Source organism: Paraburkholderia sediminicola, from assembly GCF_046026895.1.
Classification (GTDB): domain Bacteria; phylum Pseudomonadota; class Gammaproteobacteria; order Burkholderiales; family Burkholderiaceae; genus Paraburkholderia; species Paraburkholderia sediminicola_C.
The window spans coordinates 12,432-32,947 of the sequence record NZ_JAQQEU010000063.1; the positions used below are offsets into that span (position 1 = coordinate 12,432).

General features: G+C 60.5%; 16 protein-coding genes and 4 pseudogenes. 14 read left to right on the top strand and 6 right to left on the bottom strand.

What is annotated here, in order from left to right:
- Positions 1 to 390: 390 nt before the first annotated feature.
- The 4 genes and pseudogenes from PQR02_RS30460 to PQR02_RS30475 all read left to right on the top strand — a co-directional run.
- Entirely contained in the window at positions 391 to 1,269 is an 879-nt protein-coding gene (locus PQR02_RS30460) for a glycine betaine ABC transporter substrate-binding protein (RefSeq protein WP_408240401.1), read from the top strand.
- Between the two features lie 308 nt (positions 1,270 to 1,577).
- A pseudogene (locus PQR02_RS30465) lies at positions 1,578 to 2,750 on the top strand (quaternary amine ABC transporter ATP-binding protein); the annotation flags it as partial.
- Positions 2,743 to 3,645: a choline ABC transporter permease subunit gene (gene choW, locus PQR02_RS30470; protein ID WP_408240404.1), complete on the top strand. Its 903-nt coding sequence runs from the start codon at positions 2,743 to 2,745 to the stop codon at positions 3,643 to 3,645. The pseudogene PQR02_RS30465 and the gene choW, both read left to right, overlap by 8 nt.
- Positions 3,646 to 3,715: 70 nt before the next feature.
- Positions 3,716 to 4,306, top strand: a pseudogene (locus tag PQR02_RS30475) (AraC family transcriptional regulator); the annotation flags it as partial.
- 383 nt (positions 4,307 to 4,689) lie between these two features.
- Here PQR02_RS30475 and PQR02_RS30480 read toward each other — a convergent pair.
- Positions 4,690 to 4,938, bottom strand: a pseudogene (locus PQR02_RS30480) (ISNCY family transposase); the annotation flags it as partial.
- Positions 4,939 to 5,157: 219 nt separating this feature from the next.
- Positions 5,158 to 5,628 (bottom strand): Lrp/AsnC family transcriptional regulator, encoded by a 471-nt coding sequence (locus tag PQR02_RS30485; protein ID WP_408240407.1) that lies wholly within the window; start codon positions 5,626 to 5,628, stop codon positions 5,158 to 5,160.
- Positions 5,629 to 5,861: 233 nt separating this feature from the next.
- Between PQR02_RS30485 and PQR02_RS30490 the strand changes: the two genes are divergently transcribed.
- Positions 5,862 to 6,635, top strand: a complete 774-nt coding sequence (locus tag PQR02_RS30490; protein WP_408240410.1) for a 3-oxoacyl-ACP reductase family protein — start codon at positions 5,862 to 5,864, stop codon at positions 6,633 to 6,635.
- A gap of 580 nt (positions 6,636 to 7,215) precedes the next feature.
- Positions 7,216 to 7,948: pseudogene (locus PQR02_RS30495) on the top strand (IS6 family transposase).
- A 78-nt stretch (positions 7,949 to 8,026) separates the two neighbouring features.
- Here PQR02_RS30495 and PQR02_RS30500 read toward each other — a convergent pair.
- The 3 genes from PQR02_RS30500 to PQR02_RS30510 all read right to left on the bottom strand — a co-directional run bounded on the left by PQR02_RS30500 (position 8,027) and on the right by PQR02_RS30510 (position 10,324).
- Positions 8,027 to 8,194, bottom strand: coding sequence for a hypothetical protein (locus PQR02_RS30500; RefSeq protein WP_408240413.1), 168 nt, complete (start codon positions 8,192 to 8,194; stop codon positions 8,027 to 8,029).
- A 367-nt stretch (positions 8,195 to 8,561) separates the two neighbouring features.
- Positions 8,562 to 9,164, bottom strand: coding sequence for an ANTAR domain-containing response regulator (locus PQR02_RS30505; protein ID WP_408240416.1), 603 nt, complete (start codon positions 9,162 to 9,164; stop codon positions 8,562 to 8,564).
- The gene (locus tag PQR02_RS30510; RefSeq protein ID WP_408240462.1) at positions 9,161 to 10,324 is read right to left on the bottom strand and encodes a transporter substrate-binding domain-containing protein; all 1,164 of its coding nucleotides are present in this window, start codon (positions 10,322 to 10,324) and stop codon (positions 9,161 to 9,163) included. The genes PQR02_RS30505 and PQR02_RS30510 overlap by 4 nt, the downstream gene beginning before the upstream one ends.
- A 430-nt stretch (positions 10,325 to 10,754) precedes the next feature.
- Here PQR02_RS30510 and PQR02_RS30515 point away from each other — a divergent pair, with 430 nt between their 5' ends.
- The 8 genes from PQR02_RS30515 (at position 10,755) to PQR02_RS30550 (ending at position 19,629) form a co-directional block, all read left to right on the top strand.
- Positions 10,755 to 12,002, top strand: a complete 1,248-nt coding sequence (locus PQR02_RS30515) for an urea ABC transporter substrate-binding protein (RefSeq protein WP_408240419.1) — start codon at positions 10,755 to 10,757, stop codon at positions 12,000 to 12,002.
- Between the two features lie 83 nt (positions 12,003 to 12,085).
- Complete coding sequence (urtB, locus tag PQR02_RS30520; protein WP_408240422.1) at positions 12,086 to 13,696, top strand: urea ABC transporter permease subunit UrtB; 1,611 nt, start codon at positions 12,086 to 12,088, stop codon at positions 13,694 to 13,696.
- The gene (urtC, locus tag PQR02_RS30525) at positions 13,693 to 14,829 is read left to right on the top strand and encodes an urea ABC transporter permease subunit UrtC (RefSeq protein ID WP_408240425.1); all 1,137 of its coding nucleotides are present in this window, start codon (positions 13,693 to 13,695) and stop codon (positions 14,827 to 14,829) included. The genes urtB and urtC overlap by 4 nt, the downstream gene beginning before the upstream one ends.
- Positions 14,826 to 15,581 carry an urea ABC transporter ATP-binding protein UrtD gene (gene urtD, locus PQR02_RS30530; protein WP_408240428.1) on the top strand — a complete coding sequence of 252 codons (756 nt, stop codon included), beginning with the start codon at positions 14,826 to 14,828 and terminating at the stop codon, positions 15,579 to 15,581. The genes urtC and urtD overlap by 4 nt, the downstream gene beginning before the upstream one ends.
- A 2-nt stretch (positions 15,582 to 15,583) precedes the next feature.
- On the top strand, positions 15,584 to 16,288 hold the full coding sequence (gene urtE / locus PQR02_RS30535; protein WP_408240430.1) for an urea ABC transporter ATP-binding subunit UrtE: 705 nt from the start codon (positions 15,584 to 15,586) through the stop codon (positions 16,286 to 16,288).
- Positions 16,289 to 16,347: 59 nt separating this feature from the next.
- Positions 16,348 to 17,343 (top strand): acetamidase/formamidase family protein, encoded by a 996-nt coding sequence (locus tag PQR02_RS30540; protein ID WP_408240432.1) that lies wholly within the window; start codon positions 16,348 to 16,350, stop codon positions 17,341 to 17,343.
- Positions 17,344 to 17,355: 12 nt separating this feature from the next.
- Positions 17,356 to 18,126, top strand: coding sequence for an SDR family NAD(P)-dependent oxidoreductase (locus PQR02_RS30545; RefSeq protein WP_408240435.1), 771 nt, complete (start codon positions 17,356 to 17,358; stop codon positions 18,124 to 18,126).
- 900 nt (positions 18,127 to 19,026) lie between these two features.
- Positions 19,027 to 19,629 carry an ANTAR domain-containing response regulator gene (locus tag PQR02_RS30550; protein WP_408240438.1) on the top strand — a complete coding sequence of 201 codons (603 nt, stop codon included), beginning with the start codon at positions 19,027 to 19,029 and terminating at the stop codon, positions 19,627 to 19,629.
- Positions 19,630 to 19,710: 81 nt separating this feature from the next.
- Here the strand turns inward: PQR02_RS30550 and PQR02_RS30555 are convergent, their stop codons facing one another.
- Entirely contained in the window at positions 19,711 to 20,472 is a 762-nt protein-coding gene (locus tag PQR02_RS30555) for an SDR family oxidoreductase (RefSeq protein ID WP_408240441.1), read from the bottom strand.
- Between the last annotated feature and the right edge of the window lie 44 nt (positions 20,473 to 20,516).

Consider the following 20,516-nt stretch of genomic DNA (forward strand, 5'->3'; position numbering starts at 1 on the left):
CTCGATACGCCGCAACCCGCGCCTCATCTAATCGCGGTTTATCGAGGCCAGCGCTCTTGCATCCAAGGTTTCACCCGACTTCCGGGAAGGCGCTATGACAGCGCATTCCTGAGTAAGCCAGCGGTTTCCAAGCGTGCGTTTCCCAAGTGGTCACCGCGCCTCGAGTTGCGTCGTCGTGATGCGGCTCGCGCGGCTTGACGCGTGGAGGCATCGCAAGCCTCTAGCGAATCGCAATTTTCCGTTATTCGCATCGATATTGACATTGGATCCGCACAGCTCATCCGCATGATCGCCAGGGGGCAGATGAGAGGCAGCGGGATCGGGCTGGCTGCCGCCTGATCGGCCAAAGCCAGCGGTTTTCTCCTTATGATCGACAAGCAAAGGAACTCGATGAAGAAGGATTTCAAAAAGCTGTTGTTGTGCAGTGTGTTGGGCACCGCAATGGTTGCGACGGTGAATACAGCCGTCAGCGCGACAGCGGACACCAAACCGCCAATCAAGATTGGCTATGTCGAAGGTTGGGATGACAGCATCGCAACGTCGAACGTGGCCGCACGCATTATAGAGAAGCGACTGGGCTATCCGGTTCAACTCGTGCCTGCGGCAGCAGGTGTCATGTGGCAGGGCGTCGCGCGGGGCGATCTTGACGCGACGCTGTCAGCATGGCTGCCGACGACACATGGCGCGTACTGGGAACAGTTCAAAGGGAAGGTGACCGACCTTGGCATCAATTTCCGGGATGCGAAGATTGGTTTGGTCGTGCCTGCGAGCGTGCCCGAGAATAGCGTTGCCGATCTCGAAGCGCACAAAGCGGATTTCAACGGTCGTATCGTGGGGATCGATGCAGGTGCGGGCGTGATGAAGAAAGCCGACGACGCCATCAAGGCTTACAACCTCAGCCTGACGTTGATACCGAGCTCGGGCAGCGCGATGACGGCGGAACTCGCTCGGCGGGTGAATGGGGGCAAGCCGGTTGTAGTGACTGGCTGGGCGCCGCACTGGATGTTCGCCAAGTGGAAGCTCAAATTTCTAAGCGATCCCAAGAAGGTATTTGGCGGCGCCGAGCATGTTGATAGCGTGATCAACCCGCAACTAGAGACGAAGGCCGCGCCTGTGGTTGCGTTTCTTAAGAAATTCCAGTGGAAACCGGGTGAGATCGATAGCGTCATGCTGGCGACTGAGAATGGCAGCAAACCTACGGTTGCGGCCGGTGCGTGGATTGCGGCGCACGCCGATCGCGTGGATAGCTGGGTGGCTGAGGCGCAATGACCTTTTAGCTGGTTTCGTGGCTCCTACGTGATGCTGGTGGAAAGATTCACCTGCTTTCTTTGCGTGTTTCTCGCATTCGCGCTGATAGGGATAGACGTACGTTCCGTTCAAATCATGGTGATTTGGTCCAAAGAATCCCTATTGATCAATCGCTTGTGCAGTCACCGTTTGCGCGAAAGCCGCCGAACGGCCGAGCCTTGCTGAAAGCGCGCTCTGCGCGCGACTACCGCCCTGATTTGCACGGCGAGTACGAAAAGCCACGGAGGCAACAATGTGCAGGCCGGCGCCTGCACCACAAGGACATGAATTCAATGGATTCCCCAAAAGTCGTGGTCGAAGGTCTCTGCAAGGTTTTTGGAAACAATCCCAACGCGGCTGCGGACTTGCTCGCGCGCGGTGTCACCAAGGACGAGATATTCGCCAGAACCGGCCAGGTGATCGGCGTCCACAACATATCTTTCGACGTGCAGGAAGGTGAGATCTTCGTGTTGATGGGCCTGTCCGGTTCAGGCAAGTCCACGCTGATCCGCTTGATCAACCGGCTCGTCGAGCCGACGGCGGGCAAGGTCATCATCGACGGCCGCGACATCGCCGCGGTGCGACGTTCGGAACTCACGTCGCTGCGCCGTACCGACATGAGCATGGTGTTCCAGTCGTTCGCGCTGATGCCGCAACGCACGGTGCTGTCGAATGCCGCGTTCGGGCTGGAGGTGGCCGGCGTGGGCCGCAAGGAGCGCGAAAAGCGCGCGCTCGACGTGCTCGAGCAGGTGGGCCTTGCGACGTTCGCGCAAAAGCTGCCGTCCGAATTGTCCGGCGGCATGCAGCAGCGTGTCGGCCTCGCACGCGCGCTGGCGGTCAATCCTTCGCTGATGATCATGGACGAGGCATTCTCCGCGCTCGATCCGCTCAAGCGCAAGGAAATGCAGAACGTGCTGCTCGAACTACAAAGGAACCAGCAGCGCACGATCATGTTCGTGTCGCACGACCTCGAAGAGGCGCTGCGCATCGGCAACCGGATCGCGATCATGAAAGGCGGCCGCGTAGTGCAGATCGGCACGCCTCAGGAGATCATCAGCGACCCGGCCGACGACTACGTGCGCGCGTTCTTCGAAGGCGTCGACACAAGCCGCTATATGACCGCCGGTGACTTGATGCAGACCGATAACGTGCCGCTTGTGCGCAACCTGGACGCATCGAGTGTCGCGGCGTCGCTAAACGGCAGCGCCAAATATGCGTTCGTGCTGGACGCAGAGCGGCGTATTCGCGGCTTCGTGACTCGCGATGCGATCGGCAATGCGTCGCCGTCGATTCGCAAGGTCGAATGTCTGTCGCGCGCCGCGACACTCGATCATGTTGTGTCGCGCGTCTGCGCGAGCGCGACCGCGCTGCCGGTGGTCGACGACGAAGACCGCTATTGCGGTTCCGTCGATCAGGCTGTCGTTCTAAAAGTTCTTATGCGCAATCGGGGTTCCCATGTCTGAGATGATTCCACTTGGCCGCTGGGTCGATCAATCGGTTCACTACCTGCTCGATCACGATGCCAATACGTTCGATGCGATCGGCAAGGCGATCGAGAGTTTCGCCGCGCTGATCGAGCACGGCCTGCAGGCCATTCCGATGTGGGCGCTGATGGCGTTCTTCATCGGGATCGGTCTGTGGCGCGTGGGCTGGCGTTTCGCGTTCTTCGCGATGTTGTCGCTGCTGCTTATCCATGCAACCGGCTTTTGGGATCAAACGGTCGTCACGCTCGGTCTGACGCTTTCGTCGACGTTGCTCAGCCTCGTGTTCGGCATTCCGCTCGGCGTCTGGACCGCGAAGAACAGGCATGTTTCGACGATCGTGCGGCCGCTTCTCGACCTGATGCAGACGATGCCGGCGTTCGTCTACCTGATTCCGGCCGCGATGCTGTTCGGCCTTGGCCGCGTGCCCGGCATCCTGTCGACGGTCATCTTCGCGATGCCGCCCGCGGTGCGGCTGACGAGCCTCGGTATCCGCCATGTGAACCGCGAGATCGTCGAAGCAGGGCAGGCGTTCGGCTGCACGCCGTGGCAACTGCTGTACAAGGTGCAGTTTCCCAACGCGTTGCCGTCGATCATGCAGGGAGTGAATCAGACAATCATGCTGGCGCTATCGATGGTGATCATCGCGTCGATGGTCGGCGCGGGCGGTCTCGGCAACGATGTGCTGGCCAGTATCCAGCGTCTGGATATCGGCCTCGGCTTCGAAAGCGGTTTGTCGGTGGTGCTGCTCGCGATCATTCTGGACCGTATCACGGAGAGCTTCGGCCGCTCACCCGGCACGGCCAGCGCGCCGCGCTTCGCAGGCCTGCGCAGCGTGATGCGCGTACGACGGGAGCGGCCGGTCGCACAAAGCTGAACAGGCGCAGAGCAGCACGCCGCCGCGAAAACCACCAACTTTCGCAACCGCCAGACCCACCGTAAGCATCATGGAGAGTGAAGTGACGTCAGCCACGAAAGAATTGCCGTTGCCGAGCCTTGCGCATTTTGGCTTTCTCACGCTGCCCGGCTTTTCGATGATCGCGTTCACGAGCGCAGTCGAGGTGCTGCGCATGGCGAATTACGTCGACGGCGCGCAGCACTATCGATGGTCGATCCTTACGCCCGATGGCGTGCCAGTGCGCGCCAGCAACGGCATCACGCTCAAGCCGGCGTGCACGCTTGAAGAAGCGGGCAAGCCGGATGTGCTAATCGTCTGCGGCGGCACACAGATCCGCAGTGCGGTGGATAGCCGCGTCAAGGGGTTGCTCGTCGATGTCGCACAGCAGGGCGTACCACTCGGTGGCATCTGCACCGGCGCGTATGCGCTGATGTCGGCGGGGTTGCTCGACGATTATCGCTGCACCGTGGATTGGGAAGACCTGTCCGTGCTGCGCAAGGAATTTCCGCACGTGCATTTTGCAGACGAACTGTTCGTGATCGACCGCGATCGCCTGACGTGCGCCGGCGGTACCGCACCGCTTGATTTGATGCTCGATCTCGTCGACAGCCGGCTCGGACGGAACGTCGCCGCGCAGGTATTGCTCGAGTTGAAATCGTTCGGGCGACGCGCCGGCCGCGGAGCCGGGTGTCATGCGGCCGGTGGCTTCGTTGGTGGAACGAGGGGATGACACAGCCGACGGCGTGCGCAGTGGTGGACGGCCCAACTTCCGTCCGACCGGTTGATTGGAAGCAGCCATGCGACGCCGCTGTGCACGGAGAACCGGGTTTTGTCGCGACAAGGATGTCGGGGCAAGATGGGAGCCGACATTGGCTTGAACTGAAGCGCGGAATGATTGCGCCAGCTGCACGATCTCGCCATCGACGTCGGCCTTTGTGAACTCGCGCTGCTTCTTCGTGCCGGGTCGGCGCTGGTCAGACTGGACCGCCTCTCCACGATTTGTGCGCGATGGCGGGTCCGATTCAGCTCACCCAGACAGGCGCGGCGGCTTCTTGGCTGATGCAGCTTCGGTGGCCGCTGTTTGCGGGGAATCCACAGCCCGGCCTCACGCATCCGGCGCCGCACGGTTTCCTTCGCGAGCACCAGCCCGTGACACTCGCGTAGCTTCTCGCACGCCAGCGTCGGCCCAAAATCGGCATAGCGTTCGCGCACCGGTGCCGCCCGCAGATCCACCGGCAGTTCGCGATTGCTGGGCTGTCCACGCCGTGCTGAACGAGCCCGGCCGGTCCGGCGGCCACGGTCCGCTCCGCCCGGGCGAAGCGGACGCTGGGCGTCGGCGCATTGCTCCGCCCGGCGGCATCTTGTCGAATCGAATTGGAGTGGCTCGTCAATTGACGAAAGGGCGATCTGCGACCTGAAGGTACGCAAAGCGGCCCTGGCACCGTGAGCAGTCCGCTCGACCGATCGGGTACTTCCGGCGCAATCAGATATTTACTCTCCGCCCTCGCGAACCGGTAGCACGGTCTTGTACTGCACGCGCCGCAAGGTGATCGACGTGCTGACGTCGCGAACACCCTCGATGGTCGCGAGCCGCGTCATCACGAAACGCTCGATTCCCGCCATGTCGCTGGCCACCACACGCACGATGTAATCGAACGCGCCGGTCATCAGATAGCACTCCATCACCTCCTCGCAACCCAGCAGGGCGCGCTCGAAGGCAGCCAGCTTGGCCGCAGATTTTTCAATTGCGACCGATACGTAGGCGGTGACCGGGAATCCCACCTTCTCCTGGTCCAGAAGTGACACATATTTTGTAATGATGCCCGCCTCTTCGAGCAGACGAATGCGCCGGTAGAGCGGCGAAAGCGAAATGCCAAGCGATTCAGCGAGGTCCGCGGCCTTGACATGAGCGTCACGCTGCAGCCCCTGCAAGATATCAACGTCGATCCGGTCTAATTTCATTGGCTCATCGTCTCAAATAAACGCGGAAATGTGCCCAATGTTGCCACACTGTGTTAATTCATTGGCTCATTTTGGCACGTACGATCGGCGCAGACTACCTAAAATTTCTCACATGACATGTCGTGTCATGGCGCAGTAGCGCAGCGTTGCCTGGTTCGGCATTGCGCCGCTCGCCCATGCTTCCCGCTTGCTGATGTACGAGGCAAGCGTCGCCGATCTGAAACGAGCAGAGAATGCAATTGAAAGGAGCAAACGTGACTTTTTCTAATGGGCAACTGGCTGGCAAAGTAGCGCTCGTGACCGGGGGCTCGCGCGGGATAGGCGCGGCCATCGCAAGGCGGCTCGCAAGCGATGGCGCGGCCGTGTCGATCACCTATTCGAACTCGAGTGACGACGCGGATCGCGTCATCGAGGACATCGAACGCGCCGGGGGACGAGGTGTGGCAATTCGCGCGGATTGTGCCGACGCGGAAGCGGTAAAAGCCGCGGTCGGGTCGACCTCGAAACGCTTCGGGGGACTGGATATTCTCGTGAACAATGCCGCGATGTTCCGCCGCGGCCTGATCGACGACTTCCCACTGGAAGATATCGACCGGATGCTGGCCATCAACGTCAGGAGCCTGCTTGTCGCCATTCAGGAATCGCTCCGCTTCATGGAAAAAGGTGGGAGGATCATCAACATCGGCAGCATCAGCAGCGACTACATGCCGATTCCGGGCGTGTCCGTCTACGCCGCGACGAAAGGTGCGGTAACCAGCATGACGCGTGCGCTGGCAAGGGATCTTGGCAGTCGGGAAATTACGATCAATAACGTCCAGCCCGGACGGATCGATACGGTGATGAACCCGGCCAACGGTCCGATGGCCGACCAGATCCGGGGTTCCATTGCATTGGGCCGGTACGGATCAGGCGACGATATTGCGGGGCTGGTCGCCTGGCTGGCAAGCCCCGATGCGGCATTCATTACGGGCACCAGTCTGAAGGTCGATGGGGGCACAAGTGCTTGACTGATGCTTCGGGCCCGAAGCTGGCACGCAGTGTCGAGAGCGCATATCGCCACGTTTGCGGACGAAATATGGCGGGTCACCGAAGAGCAGTTTCGGCCCCTGATCAGCAATCCGAGACGAGATCAACCACCTTCTGGTGCCCGAGCGCAGTCCAGGCCCGCTGCCCGAGCAACAGACCTCGAAGACGAGGACTCACATCCTACGCTGCGAGTACAAGGTCGATTTCGAAAGGGTAAAGGTAAAGCGGGTATGCGGCGAACGTCACGGCGTGAACCAATCTCCACGCGCCACTTCAACGTCAGATGACGCCTTCCATTCGGCAGATTCGCGGCGGCGAATGTCGTCTGCGGGTCGATAGTGCTATCGACCGAGTCGTTCCGTCTGGTTGCGGACGCTCGAACGGGCTATCCTGAGGAATGCTTATGGCTGGTGCCTACCTTTGGCGACAGCGATCCGTCGTGGTTGGGGTTGCCGAAGGCACATTGTTCGACAATCTGTCGTGGACCGTTGCCGATAGTCGTTGCCGCTGCCGTATTGAGGGCGTTGTCAAGTTGCGGGATCGGTCGCGTAAGATGGCGCGATGAAGAAATCGAAATCGCTCTATCACGGTCACCATTTTCCAGCAGCGGTCATCAGTTGCGCCGTGCGCTGGTATTTCCGTTTTCAATTGAGCTTGCGCGACATCGAGGAACTGCTCTTCGAGCGCGGCGCAATCGTGACATATGACACGATCCGGTGCGGGTGCGATAAGTTTGGCAAGGGCTTTGCACCGAGTGAAAGCAGCGCGACGAAAGCCGGGTAGCATATGGCACCTCGACGAGATGTTCGTCACCCTGCGTGGCGAACCTTACCTACTGTGGCGTGCGGTGGACGGGCATGGCGTCGAGCTTGACATTCTGGTGCAAAAGCGACGCGATAAGGCCGCCGCCAAACGCTTCTTCAAGCGCGTGCTGCGCTCGGACCCGGTGCCGTGCAAGATCGTCACCGATCAATTGCGCAGCTATCCGGCGGCAAAAGCCGAGATTCCGGAACTTGCGAACTTGAAGCACCTGTTCGTCAAAGCTGCAGCCCGACTCAACAACCGCGCAGAGAACAGCCATCAACTGACACGCGAACGCGAGCGTTGCATGCGCGGCTTTCGCGACCCGGAAACGCACATAGAAATTCCTCTCGTCCTTCGGCTGATCCGGCAACACTTCGCGCTCAAGCGGCATCTGCTGCGCGCTTCACTCTATCGCAAACACCTCGCAGCGCGATTCGTTGCGTGGTGCGAAATCACAGAAGTCACCCCAAATCCATCCTGCGCTTTCTGAGGGATGTTCTTTCCCGCCGTCTCCCCGCCTGGGTCACGACAAGTTGACAAAGCCGTAGAAACGCTTAGTCAAGGGTGCTCACACCGCTGCCATGAAGAATACGGCGCCTTGCTCCTTCCGCATCAGCGTGGTTGCTCCGCGCGCGTAAGCTTTCGCAATGTCGCCGAGTGATGCCGCAATTAGCTGATTATTGAAGATGCCAAGCGCATGCCGAGCTGTGCATCCGAAATGTCGTTCATCAGCCATGCGCCGCTGCCGATTTGTGTCATAGCAGGGCATGCGGCCTCGATGTCAGGCAAGAGGTGAGCGTGGTTCCGGAGGTGACAGAGCTCCTCGGCGACGAGCAATTGTCGACCGGGATTCTCCGGCTGCTCGTGTGAACCATATCCTCGACGAAACCCGTCCAGACTGGCATACGCCTGTAGGAGCAACGCCTGAGTCATGGGCTCGTGCGCGGCACGGTTGAATGTCAACCTCGCCCATGCCGTCACTTTCCGAAACGCCGTCATTTCGTTTCCCTAACGGACGAATTTTCGAAATAGAAGCCCTCAAAGCATCACCCATCCGTCGCGTCCAAACTCAATTGCGCCTGCGCGACGCCAGCGCGCCGAGGCTAGAAACTCAGGGTTTCGTGTGCCCTGACGATGTCGCCCGCCACCGTCTCGATCTGTTCGCGTTTGAGCATGGCCTGTGAGCGCAGCAGCTGATACGCATCTTCTTCAGACATGCCGCGCGAGTCCATTACGATCCGCGTGGCGTGCTGGATCACCCGAACCTTCGCCTGCTTCTGCTCAAGCCGCTCGATGTATCGCTCACGTGCGCGGGATGCCTTGAATTGCGTGAGCGCGACGGCGATGGCGGTCAATAACCCAAACGAGCGGACCGGCGACGGGATCGTAGCGAACGCATTCAACCGCAGCACCGCTTCGATGGTGATTGGATTTTCGTAGGTCACAACCGGAATTACCGGCGGTGACGTACTGGTTCCGAGCCACGGATAATCGACTGACAGCGTCTCAGGACGCATCGCCATGACGACGAGGCCGGTGTCGCAAGGCAGGCTATCGAGGCGCGGCCAACATACCTCCACGTCGCAACCGATGCGCTGAAGCTGCGCGAGCAACTCTTCGCCATCCTGATCCAGCGGATGAATCACGACGACTTTCAGCGAACGCAGGTCGCGCAGGATCGCCGGCGTCTGCGCGGTCCGCTTCATCGATCCGCTCCCGCGCGCGCGAGCTCAGGATGCGCGTGCGCGGTCCACGCTGGCGTGCTGTGAGAGACGACGTAGGGATCCGCCTTCACGCGTTCAGGCGCGCGCTCGATGATATCGAAACGGCCATGCGCGTCGACCCGGCCGATCAACGGATGCAGGTATGTGTGGTTATTGTGCTCGTCGATACGCACGCGGCCTTGCGGCGCGTCGAATTCGAGTCCGGGCAACACGCGCAGCAATAGCGTCGGGTCGTCGGAGCCGACGCGGCGGATCGCATCCGCGAGCAGATGCATCTGGAAATAGGAGGCTTCCCAGCACATGTTGGTCGGCTGATCGTCGCCGAAGCGAGCCTGATAGCGGGCGACGGCGCCGAGGTTTGCGGCTGTATCCACACTCTGGAAGTACGCGGCTGAGGTGATGTGTCCTTGTGCGAGGTCGTTTCCCATTACCGCGATTTCGGCTTCACTGGTCATGTGGCTGGCGATAGGCGTGCGGTACGGATCGAGCCCGACCTGCGCAAACGCACGGTACAGATGGGGAATGCCTTCGCCCACTACCGTGGAGAAAATGAAGTCGGGTGCGAGTTGCTTGATCCGCTCTGCGGCATCCAGATAACTTTCCCACGGCGCATCGAGCGACAGGTAAGTTTCGTCCACCTTTTCTCCGCCGCGTTCGAGGATCAGATCGCTCATCACGCGATTCGACTCGTATGGGCACACGTAGTCTGAACCGATCATGCTCACGCGTGAGCCGAACTGCGTGAGCATGAAACCGGCGAGCGGCAGGGTGTTCTGATTGGGCGCTGCGCCAGTGTAGATTACATTGCGGCTGTATTCGAAGCCTTCATACGGCGTCGCATAGAAGAGCAGCGCGTTGTGCCGTTCGACAATCGGAATGACCGCCTTGCGCGTGCTGGACATATAACAGCCGACGATGACCCGAACCCGGTGTTCGAGAATCAGTTGTTCGGCGAGGTCGGCATAACGCCGCGGCTGGCATTGCGGATCTAGACAGACGAGTTCGATCTCGCGGCCAGACACGCCGCCTGCGCGATTGATCTCCTCCGTCGCAAGCATGGTGGCTTGCAGTTGAGTGAGCTCCGCAGCCGAGGTTACGCCTGAGCGTGAATACAGGACGCCAATTCTGATTGGGTCCGAGATACGGCCGGCATTAATACGAGTCATTCGTCAAAACCGATGGTCGCTACGTTTGGGGAGTACGCTGTTTGTGCGTGTGGCACGCGGCTGGTGCGCACGCGCACTGTCTTTGTGCGGCGCTGAGCCAGTGAACCGCGCAGACTGCTTTTATTTATGATGCCTGCGGCTTTGACCGGAACGCAACTGATCATTTCGCATTCGCTTTCACCAAAGGGTTTTTGCGGCATGTATCCCGGCCGGCTGAAGAATCTGGCATAGCCATTGCTTATAGAAGCATGCTGACCCGCCGTACATAACGGGGACCCACAGCATTCTTTTCGCTGTTCGAGACAAAGGCGTCTTGAGCGGCACCGGCCAAAAAAGCCCGAAACCAGCTTGTCTGGTTTCGGGCTTTTTGCGTTTGCGATTTCTAATCCATGTCGGAGTGAAGCAAATGAAAAGACGTACCTTCCTGTCGGCAGTCGGTTCCGGATTGGTGACCGCTGCGGGCACTGCGCTACCTAAAGCTGCGTTTGCCGCGGGACCCAGCGATCCGATCAAGCTCGGCTTGCTGTTTTCGCAATCGGGCACGATGGCCAACGGCGAGTCGCTGCTAAAAGATACGGCACTGATGACGATCGATCAGATCAACGCCAAGGGCGGCGTGCTCGGGCGCAAGCTTCAGGGCGTCGTCGTCGATCCGGCGTCGGATTGGCCCATGTATGCGCAGCTCTCGAAGCAACTGATCCTGCGCGATCAATGCGCGGCGCTGTTCGGCTGCTGGACGTCGGTGTCGCGCAAGTCCGTGTTGCCCGTGGTCGAGTCGCAGGACAGTTTGCTGTTCTATCCGCTTCACTTCGAAGGCGAAGAGCAGTCGAAGAACGTTGTCTATCTGAATTCGCCGCCGAGCAGCTCGGTGCTCCCGGCGATCGATTACCTGATGAGTGACCAGGGCGGCGGCGCCAAGCGCTTCTATATGATCGGCAGCGACTACGTCTGGCCACGCACGATCAACAAGATGCTCAAGGGCTATCTGAAGACCAAGAACGTTCCGGACTCGGCATGGCGCGAACATTACGTTCCATTCGGACAGTCGAACTTCCAGACCATCGTGCGCGACATCAAGGACTTCGCCGCGCAACCGGGCGGCCAGGCTATCGTCGTGATGACCGTGGTGGGCGATTCGATTCCGGCAATGTTCAAGGAAGCGATCAATCAGGGCGTGCGCGCAACCGATATTCCAATTCTTGGCCTGGATGTGGTCGACAGCGATCTGGAGGGTCTCGATACGAAGCCGCTGGTCGGCCACCTCAGTTGCTGGTGCTACTTCCAGAACGTCGATACACCGCAGAACCGCCAGTTCAAGGGCGACTGGAAGAACTACGTCAGCGCGCATAACCTGAAGCATCGGCCGGACATGGTGATCGACCCGATGGTGTCGACCTACCTCGGTATCAATCTGTGGGCGCAGGCTGCCACGAAAGCGCACTCCACCAGCACGGACGCGGTGCGCAAGGCGCTCGCAGGTCAGTCGATGGTCGATCCGGCAGGCTACACGGTGAAGATGGATGCTTCCACGCAGTACTTGTGGCGTGGCGACATGATCGGATCGATCAACGCGACACAGGGCTTCGACATTTTGTGGAAGTCGAAAGACATCGAGAAGCCGGTAGCGTTCAGCCCGTTCATCGGCAAGGCTTGACCGTCCCTGTCGCATAGTCAGCAGTTGTGGGATCGGCATACGCAAGGATGCCGGTCCCGTAGCGGGATCGAATGGAAACACCCATGATCAATTTCAGGCAGATCTTTTTCGCGATCGCTTGTCTGGCGCTTGCCTGGGCCACTACCGCAAGCGCCGCGCCGGGCCGCGCTGCGATGCTCACGTCGTTCTGCTCGACGAACGGCGATAAGGCCGCTGCACTAGAGCAACTTGTCGAAACCGGCGTGTCGGACGACACGCGTGAGCGTGCGTGGGCGCGTCAGATCGTCGATGCGATTCGTAACGGCGCGCTGATGTGCCGCGCCGACGGTCAGGCGACACTGCAGGGAAATCCTGCGCTCGACGCCACAACCCTCCAACCGCGCGCCGACGCGCCGGCGGATTCGCCCTATGTGCCGAGCATCGTGATGATGCGCAGGCTCGCGGTGGCGTCGGCGGAAATGGACTTGTTCTCGCCGCAGCGGGACACTCGCGCGACGGCTGCGCGGCAAGTCGACAAGTTCTATGCATTGCTCGATCCCGCTGTCGTCGCCCGTGCGGTCAAGGCGCAGCATGACCCGGATATCGCGACCATTCTCACGCTGGCTCTGGCTAAGCGCGGTCTGAGCAGCAATGTGAAGGCTGACCGCCTGGCGGCGATCAAGGCTGTGGCCGAGGTGCCGAGCGAAACCGCGCGAACCGCGCTGGCGAACTTTGCGGCGCAGGATTCTGTGCGTTCGGATCCCGACGTGCTGGCTGCCGTGCAAGACGCGATTCGCCACATGGACACGTGGCTGTCGCTCGGCAAAGGCTTGTCGATTCTGTTTAGCGGCTTGAGCTATGCCGGCGTGTTGTTGCTGACTGCGCTCGGCCTGTCGATCGTGTTCGGCCTGATGGGCGTGATCAATCTCGCGCATGGCGAATTCATCATGATCGGCGCGTACGCGACGTATCTCGTCGAACGTTTCATGCAGGCCTACCTGCCGGGCTGGTTCGACGCCTACATTTTCGTTGCGATTCCCGTGGCGTTCGTGATCTGCTCAGCGTGCGGCATGTTGCTGGAATTCTTCGTCATCCGGTTTCTGTATCGCCGGCCGCTGGAGACCCTGCTTGCCACGTGGGCGGTCAGCATCGCGTTGATCAAGCTGATTCAGGTGATGTTCGGCTCGCAGAACGTCGAGTTCATCACGCCCGGTTTTCTCAACGGCGGCATGCAGGTCGCGCCCGGCTTTTTCGTGACCTACAACCGCGTGTTTGCGATCGTGCTCGCCGTGTTGATCTTCGCCGCGACTTTTGCCGTGGTCCGCTTCACGAAGCTCGGATTGCTGATGCGCGCCACCACGCAGCTGCGCGACATGGCGCGCTGCCTCGGCGTGCCCGCCGAGCGTGTCGATCGCATCGCGTTCGGTCTGGGTGCGGGCCTCGCGGGACTGGCCGGCGTAGTGTTGACGCAGATCGCCAGCGTCAATCCGTCGATGGGCACGGGCTTCGTGGTCGACTCTTTCATGGTGGTGGTATTAGGCGGTGCGGGCAGTCTCGCCGGGACAGTCGTCTCGTCGCTCGCGCTCGGCGAAATCAACCAGTTTATCGAACCGTTCTACGGTGCAGTTGCCGCCAAGGTGGCCGTGCTTCTGCTCATCGTGCTGATCATCCAGAAGCGCCCGCAAGGACTCTTTGCATTGAAGACCCGCGTATGAACACGTTTCCCGATCCGCGTACCGGCAGGAGATTCACCCTGTCGGCATTCGCAACCAAATGGGTGGGCCAGACCGTGGAGGTCGGCATTGTCCCGGTGCTGGTCCTGGTGGCGCTCTATCTGCCTTTTGCGTATTTTGTGATTCCGGAGTCGAATGCGCTGCATCTGTCGCTGTTCGGCATCAACCTGATCGGACAGATCATGTGTTTCGCGCTGCTCGCGCTGGCGCTCGATCTGGTCTGGGGTTATGCGGGCATCCTGAGCCTCGGGCACGGCATCTTCTTCGGCATAGGCGGCTATATGATGGCCATCTATCTGTTGAACGGCGCCTACGCCGAAACGCACGTATTGCCGGATTTCATGCAATACATGGGTGCAAGCGACTTTCCCGCCGTATGGAAGATGCTCTCGCGGCTCGATGTGACGATTCTCGCCACGATCGTCGTCACCGCGCTGGTCGCCGGCGCGTTCGGCTTCGTCACGTTCCGCTCGCGCATCAACGGCGTGTATCTGTCGATCATCACGCAGGCGCTCACGTATGCGCTGATGCTGCTGTTGTTCATCAACGACGTGGGCCTCGGCGGCAACAACGGCATGACCGGCTTCACGAGCCTCGCGGGCCGCAAGCTTGCCGATACGTCCACACAGATCGGCCTCGCGGTGTGTTCGTGCCTGCTGCTGGTGGTGGCCTATGTCGGTGTGCGCTTTCTCGCGCGCTCCAGTTTTGGCCGGGCGCTAATCGCGGTGCGCGACGACGAAGCGCGGATGCGCTTTCTCGGCTACCGCACGCATACGCTGAAGCTCTTCGCATGGTGTCTGTCGGCGGTCCTCGCGGCGTTTGCCGGAATGCTGTACGTGCCGCAGGTCGGCATCGTCAACCCGACTATCGTTTCACCGCAACTGTCGGTTGAGATTGCCGTGTGGGTGGCCATCGGTGGGCGCGGCACCCTGATCGGCGCAATCGTCGGCGCGATCGTGGTCAACGGACTCAAGTTCTGGCTGACCGCGCAACTGCCGGCGGTGTGGCCGTTCATTCTTGCCGCCGTCACGCTCGTGATCGTTGTCTATTTCAGCAACGGCGTGTGGGGCACGCTCAAGGCCGCCGGCAGCGAAAGCAAGGGAGGCGGCCAATGAACCACCCACAACCGGCCACGGCCATCTACATCAGCGGCCTGTCTGTCACGTTTTCCGGCTTCGCGGCGATCACCAATCTGTCGATGGAGTTCCGTTACGGCGAGATCCGCGCCATCATCGGTCCGAACGGTGCGGGCAAGACGACCTTGATGGACGTCATCACGGGAAAGACCCGGCCGTCCGGCGGCGAGGTCTTTCTGAACAAGGTCACGAACCTCGCGACGCTCGACGAAACGTCCATCGCTCGCCTGGGCATCGGCCGCAAGTTCCAGAAGCCGAGCGTGTTCGAAGCGTTGCGGGTTCGCGAAAACCTCGAACTGGCGATTCGCAACGGTCGCGGCTATGCGGAAATGGTTCGCTCGCGCCTCGGCGCACAACAGAACCGGCGCATCGACGAAGTGCTCGAGACGATCGGTCTCGCGCATGAAGGGCAGCGGATGGCCGGCACGCTGTCGCACGGCCAGAAGCAGTGGCTCGAAATCGGCATGCTGCTTGTCGCCGATCCGCAAGTGATTCTGCTCGACGAACCGGTTGCCGGCATGACCGATCACGAAACTGCACGCACCGCCGAATTGATCGCGCGGCTCAAGTCGCCCGAGCGGGCGGTGGTGGTGATCGAGCACGACATGGATTTTGTCGGCGAGATCGCGGACCTCGTCAGCGTGTTGCATGAAGGGCAGTTGCTCGGCGAGGGATCGATGGAGAGGGTGCGCAACGATCCACGCGTGATTCAGGTTTATCTCGGACGGTGAACATGCTGAAGATTTCCGCACTCAATCAGTTTTACGGCAGCAGCCACACGTTGCGCGACGTGTCGCTGAACGTGGCCGAAGGCGCCTGCACTGTCGTACTCGGCCGAAACGGCGTCGGCAAGACGACCTTGCTGAAGTGCCTCGTCGGATTGCTGCCGGTCAAAGGCGGTGAAATCGAACTGGCGGGCCAGCCGCTGACGCGCACGCCGTCACATCGACGCGTGCTCGCGGGTCTCGGCTACGTACCGCAAGGACGCGAGATTTTTCCGCAACTCAGCGTCGAAGAAAACCTGCGCATCGGCGCTTACGCGGGCGAACGCAATCAGACCGCCAAGGGCAAGCAATTTTCCTTTGACGATGTCTTTCATACCTTTCCAGTGCTCAAGACGATGCGTCGGCGCATTGCAGGCAATCTGTCCGGCGGACAGCAGCAGCAGCTTGCGATTGGCCGGGCGCTTCTGACCAATCCCAAGCTGCTGATTCTCGATGAACCGACCGAGGGCATCCAGCCGTCGATCGTGATGGAGATCGAGGCGGTGATCCGTTCGCTGAAAGGATCGCTGTCGATCCTGCTGGTAGAACAATTTTTCGATTTCGCGCAGGCGGTGGCCGACGACTATGTCGTGTTGGTACGCGGCCAGGTCGTGTCGGCGGGGCATGGGGACCAGATGGAAGCCAATAACGTCAGAGCACTAATTTCAGTGTGATGCGACGTCAGCATTGCGCCCATTCATTTCGATAACCCACATTTGAGCAGGAACACAGGATGAACTGGCTTGAGCAATCGATCATGCACACGCGCGGCGTCGCACGCGGCCAAGTCCGCGAAACGCATGAACTCAGCGAATCCCGTCAGGGCGTATTTCACTACACCATCGGACCGTACTCCACACCGGTGATGAACATTGCCCCGGGCGACCGAGTTGTGGTTCAGACACGCGATGCATTTGACGGCAAGATTCTCACGGAGCAGGATCTGCCGAGTCAGAAGCTGCGGGTGCCGTTTCTGAATCCGCAAAGCGGACCCGTCATGATCGAAGGCGCGGAGAAGGGCGACGTGGTGGCGGTGTACATCGAATCGATGTTGCCGCGCGGCGACAATCCGCGCGGCACCTGCTGCCTGATTCCGCGCTTCGGCGCGCTGACCGGCACGGAATACACCGCAACGCTCAATGAGCCGCTGCCCGAGATCACCCGCAAGATCGACGTGGACGAAGAAGGCGTCTACTGGAGCAAGCGCGTCACGCTGCCGTACAAGCCGCATATCGGCACACTGAGCCTGTCGCCGGAAATCGACTCGATCAATTCGCTCACACCGGACAACCACGGCGGCAATATGGACGTGCCCGACATGGGTCCGGGCAGCATCACTTATCTGCCAGTGCGCTCCGCCGGTGCGCGGCTCTTTATCGGTGACGCGCACGCCTGCCAGGGCGACGGCGAAGTGTGCGGCACCGCCGTCGAATACTCCAGCACGACCACGATCCACGTCGATCTGATCAAGGGCTGGCACATCGAATGGCCGCGCCTCGAAACCGATGAGTTGCTGATGGCGATCGGCAGCGCGCGCCCGCTTGAAGACGCGACGCGCATCGCGTACCACGAACTGGTGCTGTGGATGGAAAAGGAATACGGCTTCGACCGCTGGGATGCCTACATGATGCTCAGCCAGTGCGGCAAGGTGCGGCTGGGCAATTTCGTCGATCCGAAGTATTCGGTCGGCGCGGCGATCAGCAAGAAATATCTCGCACCGGCTAACTAGGGAGACACCGCCATGGATTTGAAACTCAAAGGCCTGAAGGCACTTGTAACCGGTGGCACCAAGGGTATCGGCCGCGCCATTGCGCAAACGCTGGCAGCCGAAGGCGCGGACGTCGCGCTTTGCGCCCGTGATGGTGCCACCGTGGAACAGACGGTGGCCGGCATCGTGCAGGTCACGGGTGGCGCTGTCAAGGTGTGCGGCGCCTCGGTCGACGTTTCGGATGGTCCGGCGTTACAGGCCTGGACACGTGACGCTGCCGCGCAACTGGGCGGCATCGACATCGTCGTCGCCAATGTGAGCGCGCTGTCGATCGGCAACGATCTCGGATCGTGGCGCAAGGAGTTCGAAACCGACTTGATGGGTACGGTCAACCTGGTCGACGCCGCGATGCCTTTTCTCGAAGCGAGCAAGGCCGCCTCGATCATCGCGATATCGAGTGTGTCCGGCCGTGAAATCGACTTTGCCGCCGGCCCTTACGGGACCTTCAAAGCGGCGCTGATCCACTACATGCAAGGTCTCGCGTACCACCTCGCGCCGAAGGGCATCCGGGCAAACGCCGTGTCGCCGGGCAACGTCTATTTCGAAGGTGGAGTGTGGGATCACATCGAACATAACGATCCGAAGCTGTTCGCGGAAGCACTCGCGTTGAATCCCAGCGGACGCATGGCGCGCCCGCAGGAGATCGCGAACGCGGTCGCGTTCGTCGCGAGCCCGGCGGCGAGCTTCGTGAGTGGGGCGAATCTGGTAGTGGATGGCGCGCTCACGCGCGGGGTGCAGCTCTAAGTGCCGAGAAGCTGCGTCACGCAGGTCGATTCGAAAAAAACAAGGGGCCTTGGCGATAATGAAAGAATTTATTCCCTTCTGACTACCGGCCGCTCAACCGGCGCGGCGACCCGCTGCCGGTATCACTCTCGATGGCGAATCTGCGGGCGATAGGTGGCGCGCATTCGGCATCGATAATTGAACGCGTTCAATCACGTATTGCGGGGCCGCCGTCCTGATATCTACTGAGACGGGCGATCAATCGTCAGCGTTCACCCCTCGCGGTGCTTATACGTCCGTATAAGCGGGGTACCCTAATGCGGCATTGGGATATCCAACCGTAGAGTAGATTCGCCCTCGGGCTCGGCCTAATCTTCTCTCATCGCTACACCCTCGCTGTTACATCAGCGGGAAGCTCGCGGTTCGGCCCCCCGACATGGCGCTTCTGGATGCCCGCCCGACCGATTTCCTCGTTGGCGCCTTCAAGGAACCATCGTGTCACATGTTCTTCATAGCTGGATCCCTATCCAAAGCAACTCATACGACGGGTACGCGATCGTGCGGTGGCCCGGCAGGACCGTTTATCGCCGTACGGTGGTCGGCTTCTCCTCAATACGTATGCAATGGCCGCACAGTCAGAACCTGTTTGACCGCCACCTTTGTTCAACGACTGTTTCACTCTCTCCTGAAGAGGGGCGCGATCTTGAACGCTGAACACAATGCGAATTTGCACATGCTTCCTCCGGGCCCCGACGATGCATTCAACCCAGTCGAGGTCGGGCCCGCAGACGAGGCTGCGAGTCTTGCTTCACTGACTCTGCGACGCGTACTGCTGAATACCGATCCCGGCGTCATATTGTGCAGCGCGCCGGAGCGGCCCGCAGACACGGGTCGCGCGTGCTTACATGCAAGGGCGGAACGATGAAGTGGACCGCGGATACCTTAGCGATCCTGCGCGATTTGCGCTCACTGAAAGTTGTTGTGATTCATCCACAGGATCAGGATGGCGACGAGCTTCTCGCGCAACTCCACCGCATTGGGTGCGACGTGGAGGTCTGCTGGCCGACACTCGACAGCTTGCCCTTCGGAACCGGGCTAGTGCTGATGGCGCTGCGCGCCGAAACCCGCTCGGTCAATTTCCCGTGGCTCGGAACCAGCATGTCGCCTCCTGTGATTCCGGTGGTGACCTCCGAAGATCCGATCACCGTCGAAGCGGTGCTGCGCCTGAACGCGCTGGCGGTGATACCGTCGCCGGTGCGCTCATTCGGATTGATGACCGCGATTGCGGTGGCGTTGACGCAATGTCAGGCTTTGCGAATGCGCGATCGATACATTGAACGGCTCGAGAAGAAGCAAGCGAGCGTTCGGGTGATCCAGCAGGCCACGCAACTCGTGATGGAAAGGCGCGGCGTATCGGAAGAACACGCGTATCAGTTGCTACGCTCAAAGGCGATGCTCAAGCGCGAGCAGATCGAGGTGGTAGCAAGCGAGATCGTCAAGGCGCACGAAACGCTGACTCTTTAGCCCACAAGAATCGTCTCCCCTGCGCAAGCTCACGCCGCAGACACAGGCCCGCGCCACGCGCCCGCGGCCGTTGTCTCTTTGCTATCCACGCCCGACAAACGGCATCTTGCTAGCCATAACGGTCATGAACTGCACGTTCGCATCGAGTGGCAAATCGGCCATATAAAGGACCGCGCCAGCGACGTGCTCGACATCCATCAGCGGTTCGACGGCAATTTCGCCGTTGGCCTGTGGCACTCCCTTTGCCATGCGTGCCGCGAGGTCGGTGAGAGCGTTGCCGATGTCGATCTGTCCGCAGGCGATGTCGTACTTGCGTCCGTCAAGTGATGTCGATTTGGTCAGGCCGGTGATCGCGTGCTTGGTGGCCGTATAGGCGATACTGTTCGGACGTGGTGCGTGCGCGGAGATCGAGCCGTTGTTGATGATACGTCCGCCGCGCGGCAGTTGCGTTTTCATCAGCGCGACGGCAGCGCGCGTGCAGAGGAAGGCACCCGTCAGATTCGTGTTCACGACGGCGTGCCAGTCGTCCAGGCTGAGTTCGTCGATATCGACGGCCGGTGCGCCGCGGCCGGCATTGTTGAAGAGAAGATCGAGGCGGTTGTAGCGTTGTCGTATCGCGTCGAAGAGGGCGGCGACACTAGCGGCGTCGGTGACGTCGGTGGGAACAGCAAGTGCCTCTTGGCCGAGTTGCTGCGCCTCGTCGGCTAGCGCCTCGAGGGGTGCTTTGTTTCGTCCAGCGAGTACCACACGGTAGCCGTGCTGAAACAGCTTGCGAGCGGTGGCGCGTCCGATACCGCTGCCTGCTCCAGTGATCAATGCGATCTTGCCGACTTCTGAACTCATGAGACGAACCTCCATGTATCAATACGATGCACATACGATCAACA

What these genes read in the sequence shown, in the direction of transcription:
- PQR02_RS30460 (WP_408240401.1), top strand. Translation starts at nt 391, where the DNA reads ATGAAGAAGGATTTCAAAAAGCTGTTGTTGTGCAGTGTGTTGGGCACC.
- choW (WP_408240404.1), top strand. Translation starts at nt 2,743, where the DNA reads ATGTCTGAGATGATTCCACTTGGCCGCTGGGTCGATCAATCGGTTCAC.
- PQR02_RS30485 (WP_408240407.1), bottom strand. Translation starts at nt 5,628, where the DNA reads ATGAAATTAGACCGGATCGACGTTGATATCTTGCAGGGGCTGCAGCGT.
- PQR02_RS30490 (WP_408240410.1), top strand. Translation starts at nt 5,862, where the DNA reads ATGCAATTGAAAGGAGCAAACGTGACTTTTTCTAATGGGCAACTGGCT.
- PQR02_RS30500 (WP_408240413.1), bottom strand. Translation starts at nt 8,194, where the DNA reads ATGGCTGATGAACGACATTTCGGATGCACAGCTCGGCATGCGCTTGGC.
- PQR02_RS30505 (WP_408240416.1), bottom strand. Translation starts at nt 9,164, where the DNA reads ATGAAGCGGACCGCGCAGACGCCGGCGATCCTGCGCGACCTGCGTTCG.
- PQR02_RS30515 (WP_408240419.1), top strand. Translation starts at nt 10,755, where the DNA reads ATGAAAAGACGTACCTTCCTGTCGGCAGTCGGTTCCGGATTGGTGACC.
- urtB (WP_408240422.1), top strand. Translation starts at nt 12,086, where the DNA reads ATGATCAATTTCAGGCAGATCTTTTTCGCGATCGCTTGTCTGGCGCTT.
- urtC (WP_408240425.1), top strand. Translation starts at nt 13,693, where the DNA reads ATGAACACGTTTCCCGATCCGCGTACCGGCAGGAGATTCACCCTGTCG.
- urtD (WP_408240428.1), top strand. Translation starts at nt 14,826, where the DNA reads ATGAACCACCCACAACCGGCCACGGCCATCTACATCAGCGGCCTGTCT.
- urtE (WP_408240430.1), top strand. Translation starts at nt 15,584, where the DNA reads ATGCTGAAGATTTCCGCACTCAATCAGTTTTACGGCAGCAGCCACACG.
- PQR02_RS30540 (WP_408240432.1), top strand. Translation starts at nt 16,348, where the DNA reads ATGAACTGGCTTGAGCAATCGATCATGCACACGCGCGGCGTCGCACGC.
- PQR02_RS30545 (WP_408240435.1), top strand. Translation starts at nt 17,356, where the DNA reads ATGGATTTGAAACTCAAAGGCCTGAAGGCACTTGTAACCGGTGGCACC.
- PQR02_RS30550 (WP_408240438.1), top strand. Translation starts at nt 19,027, where the DNA reads ATGAAGTGGACCGCGGATACCTTAGCGATCCTGCGCGATTTGCGCTCA.
- PQR02_RS30555 (WP_408240441.1), bottom strand. Translation starts at nt 20,472, where the DNA reads ATGAGTTCAGAAGTCGGCAAGATCGCATTGATCACTGGAGCAGGCAGC.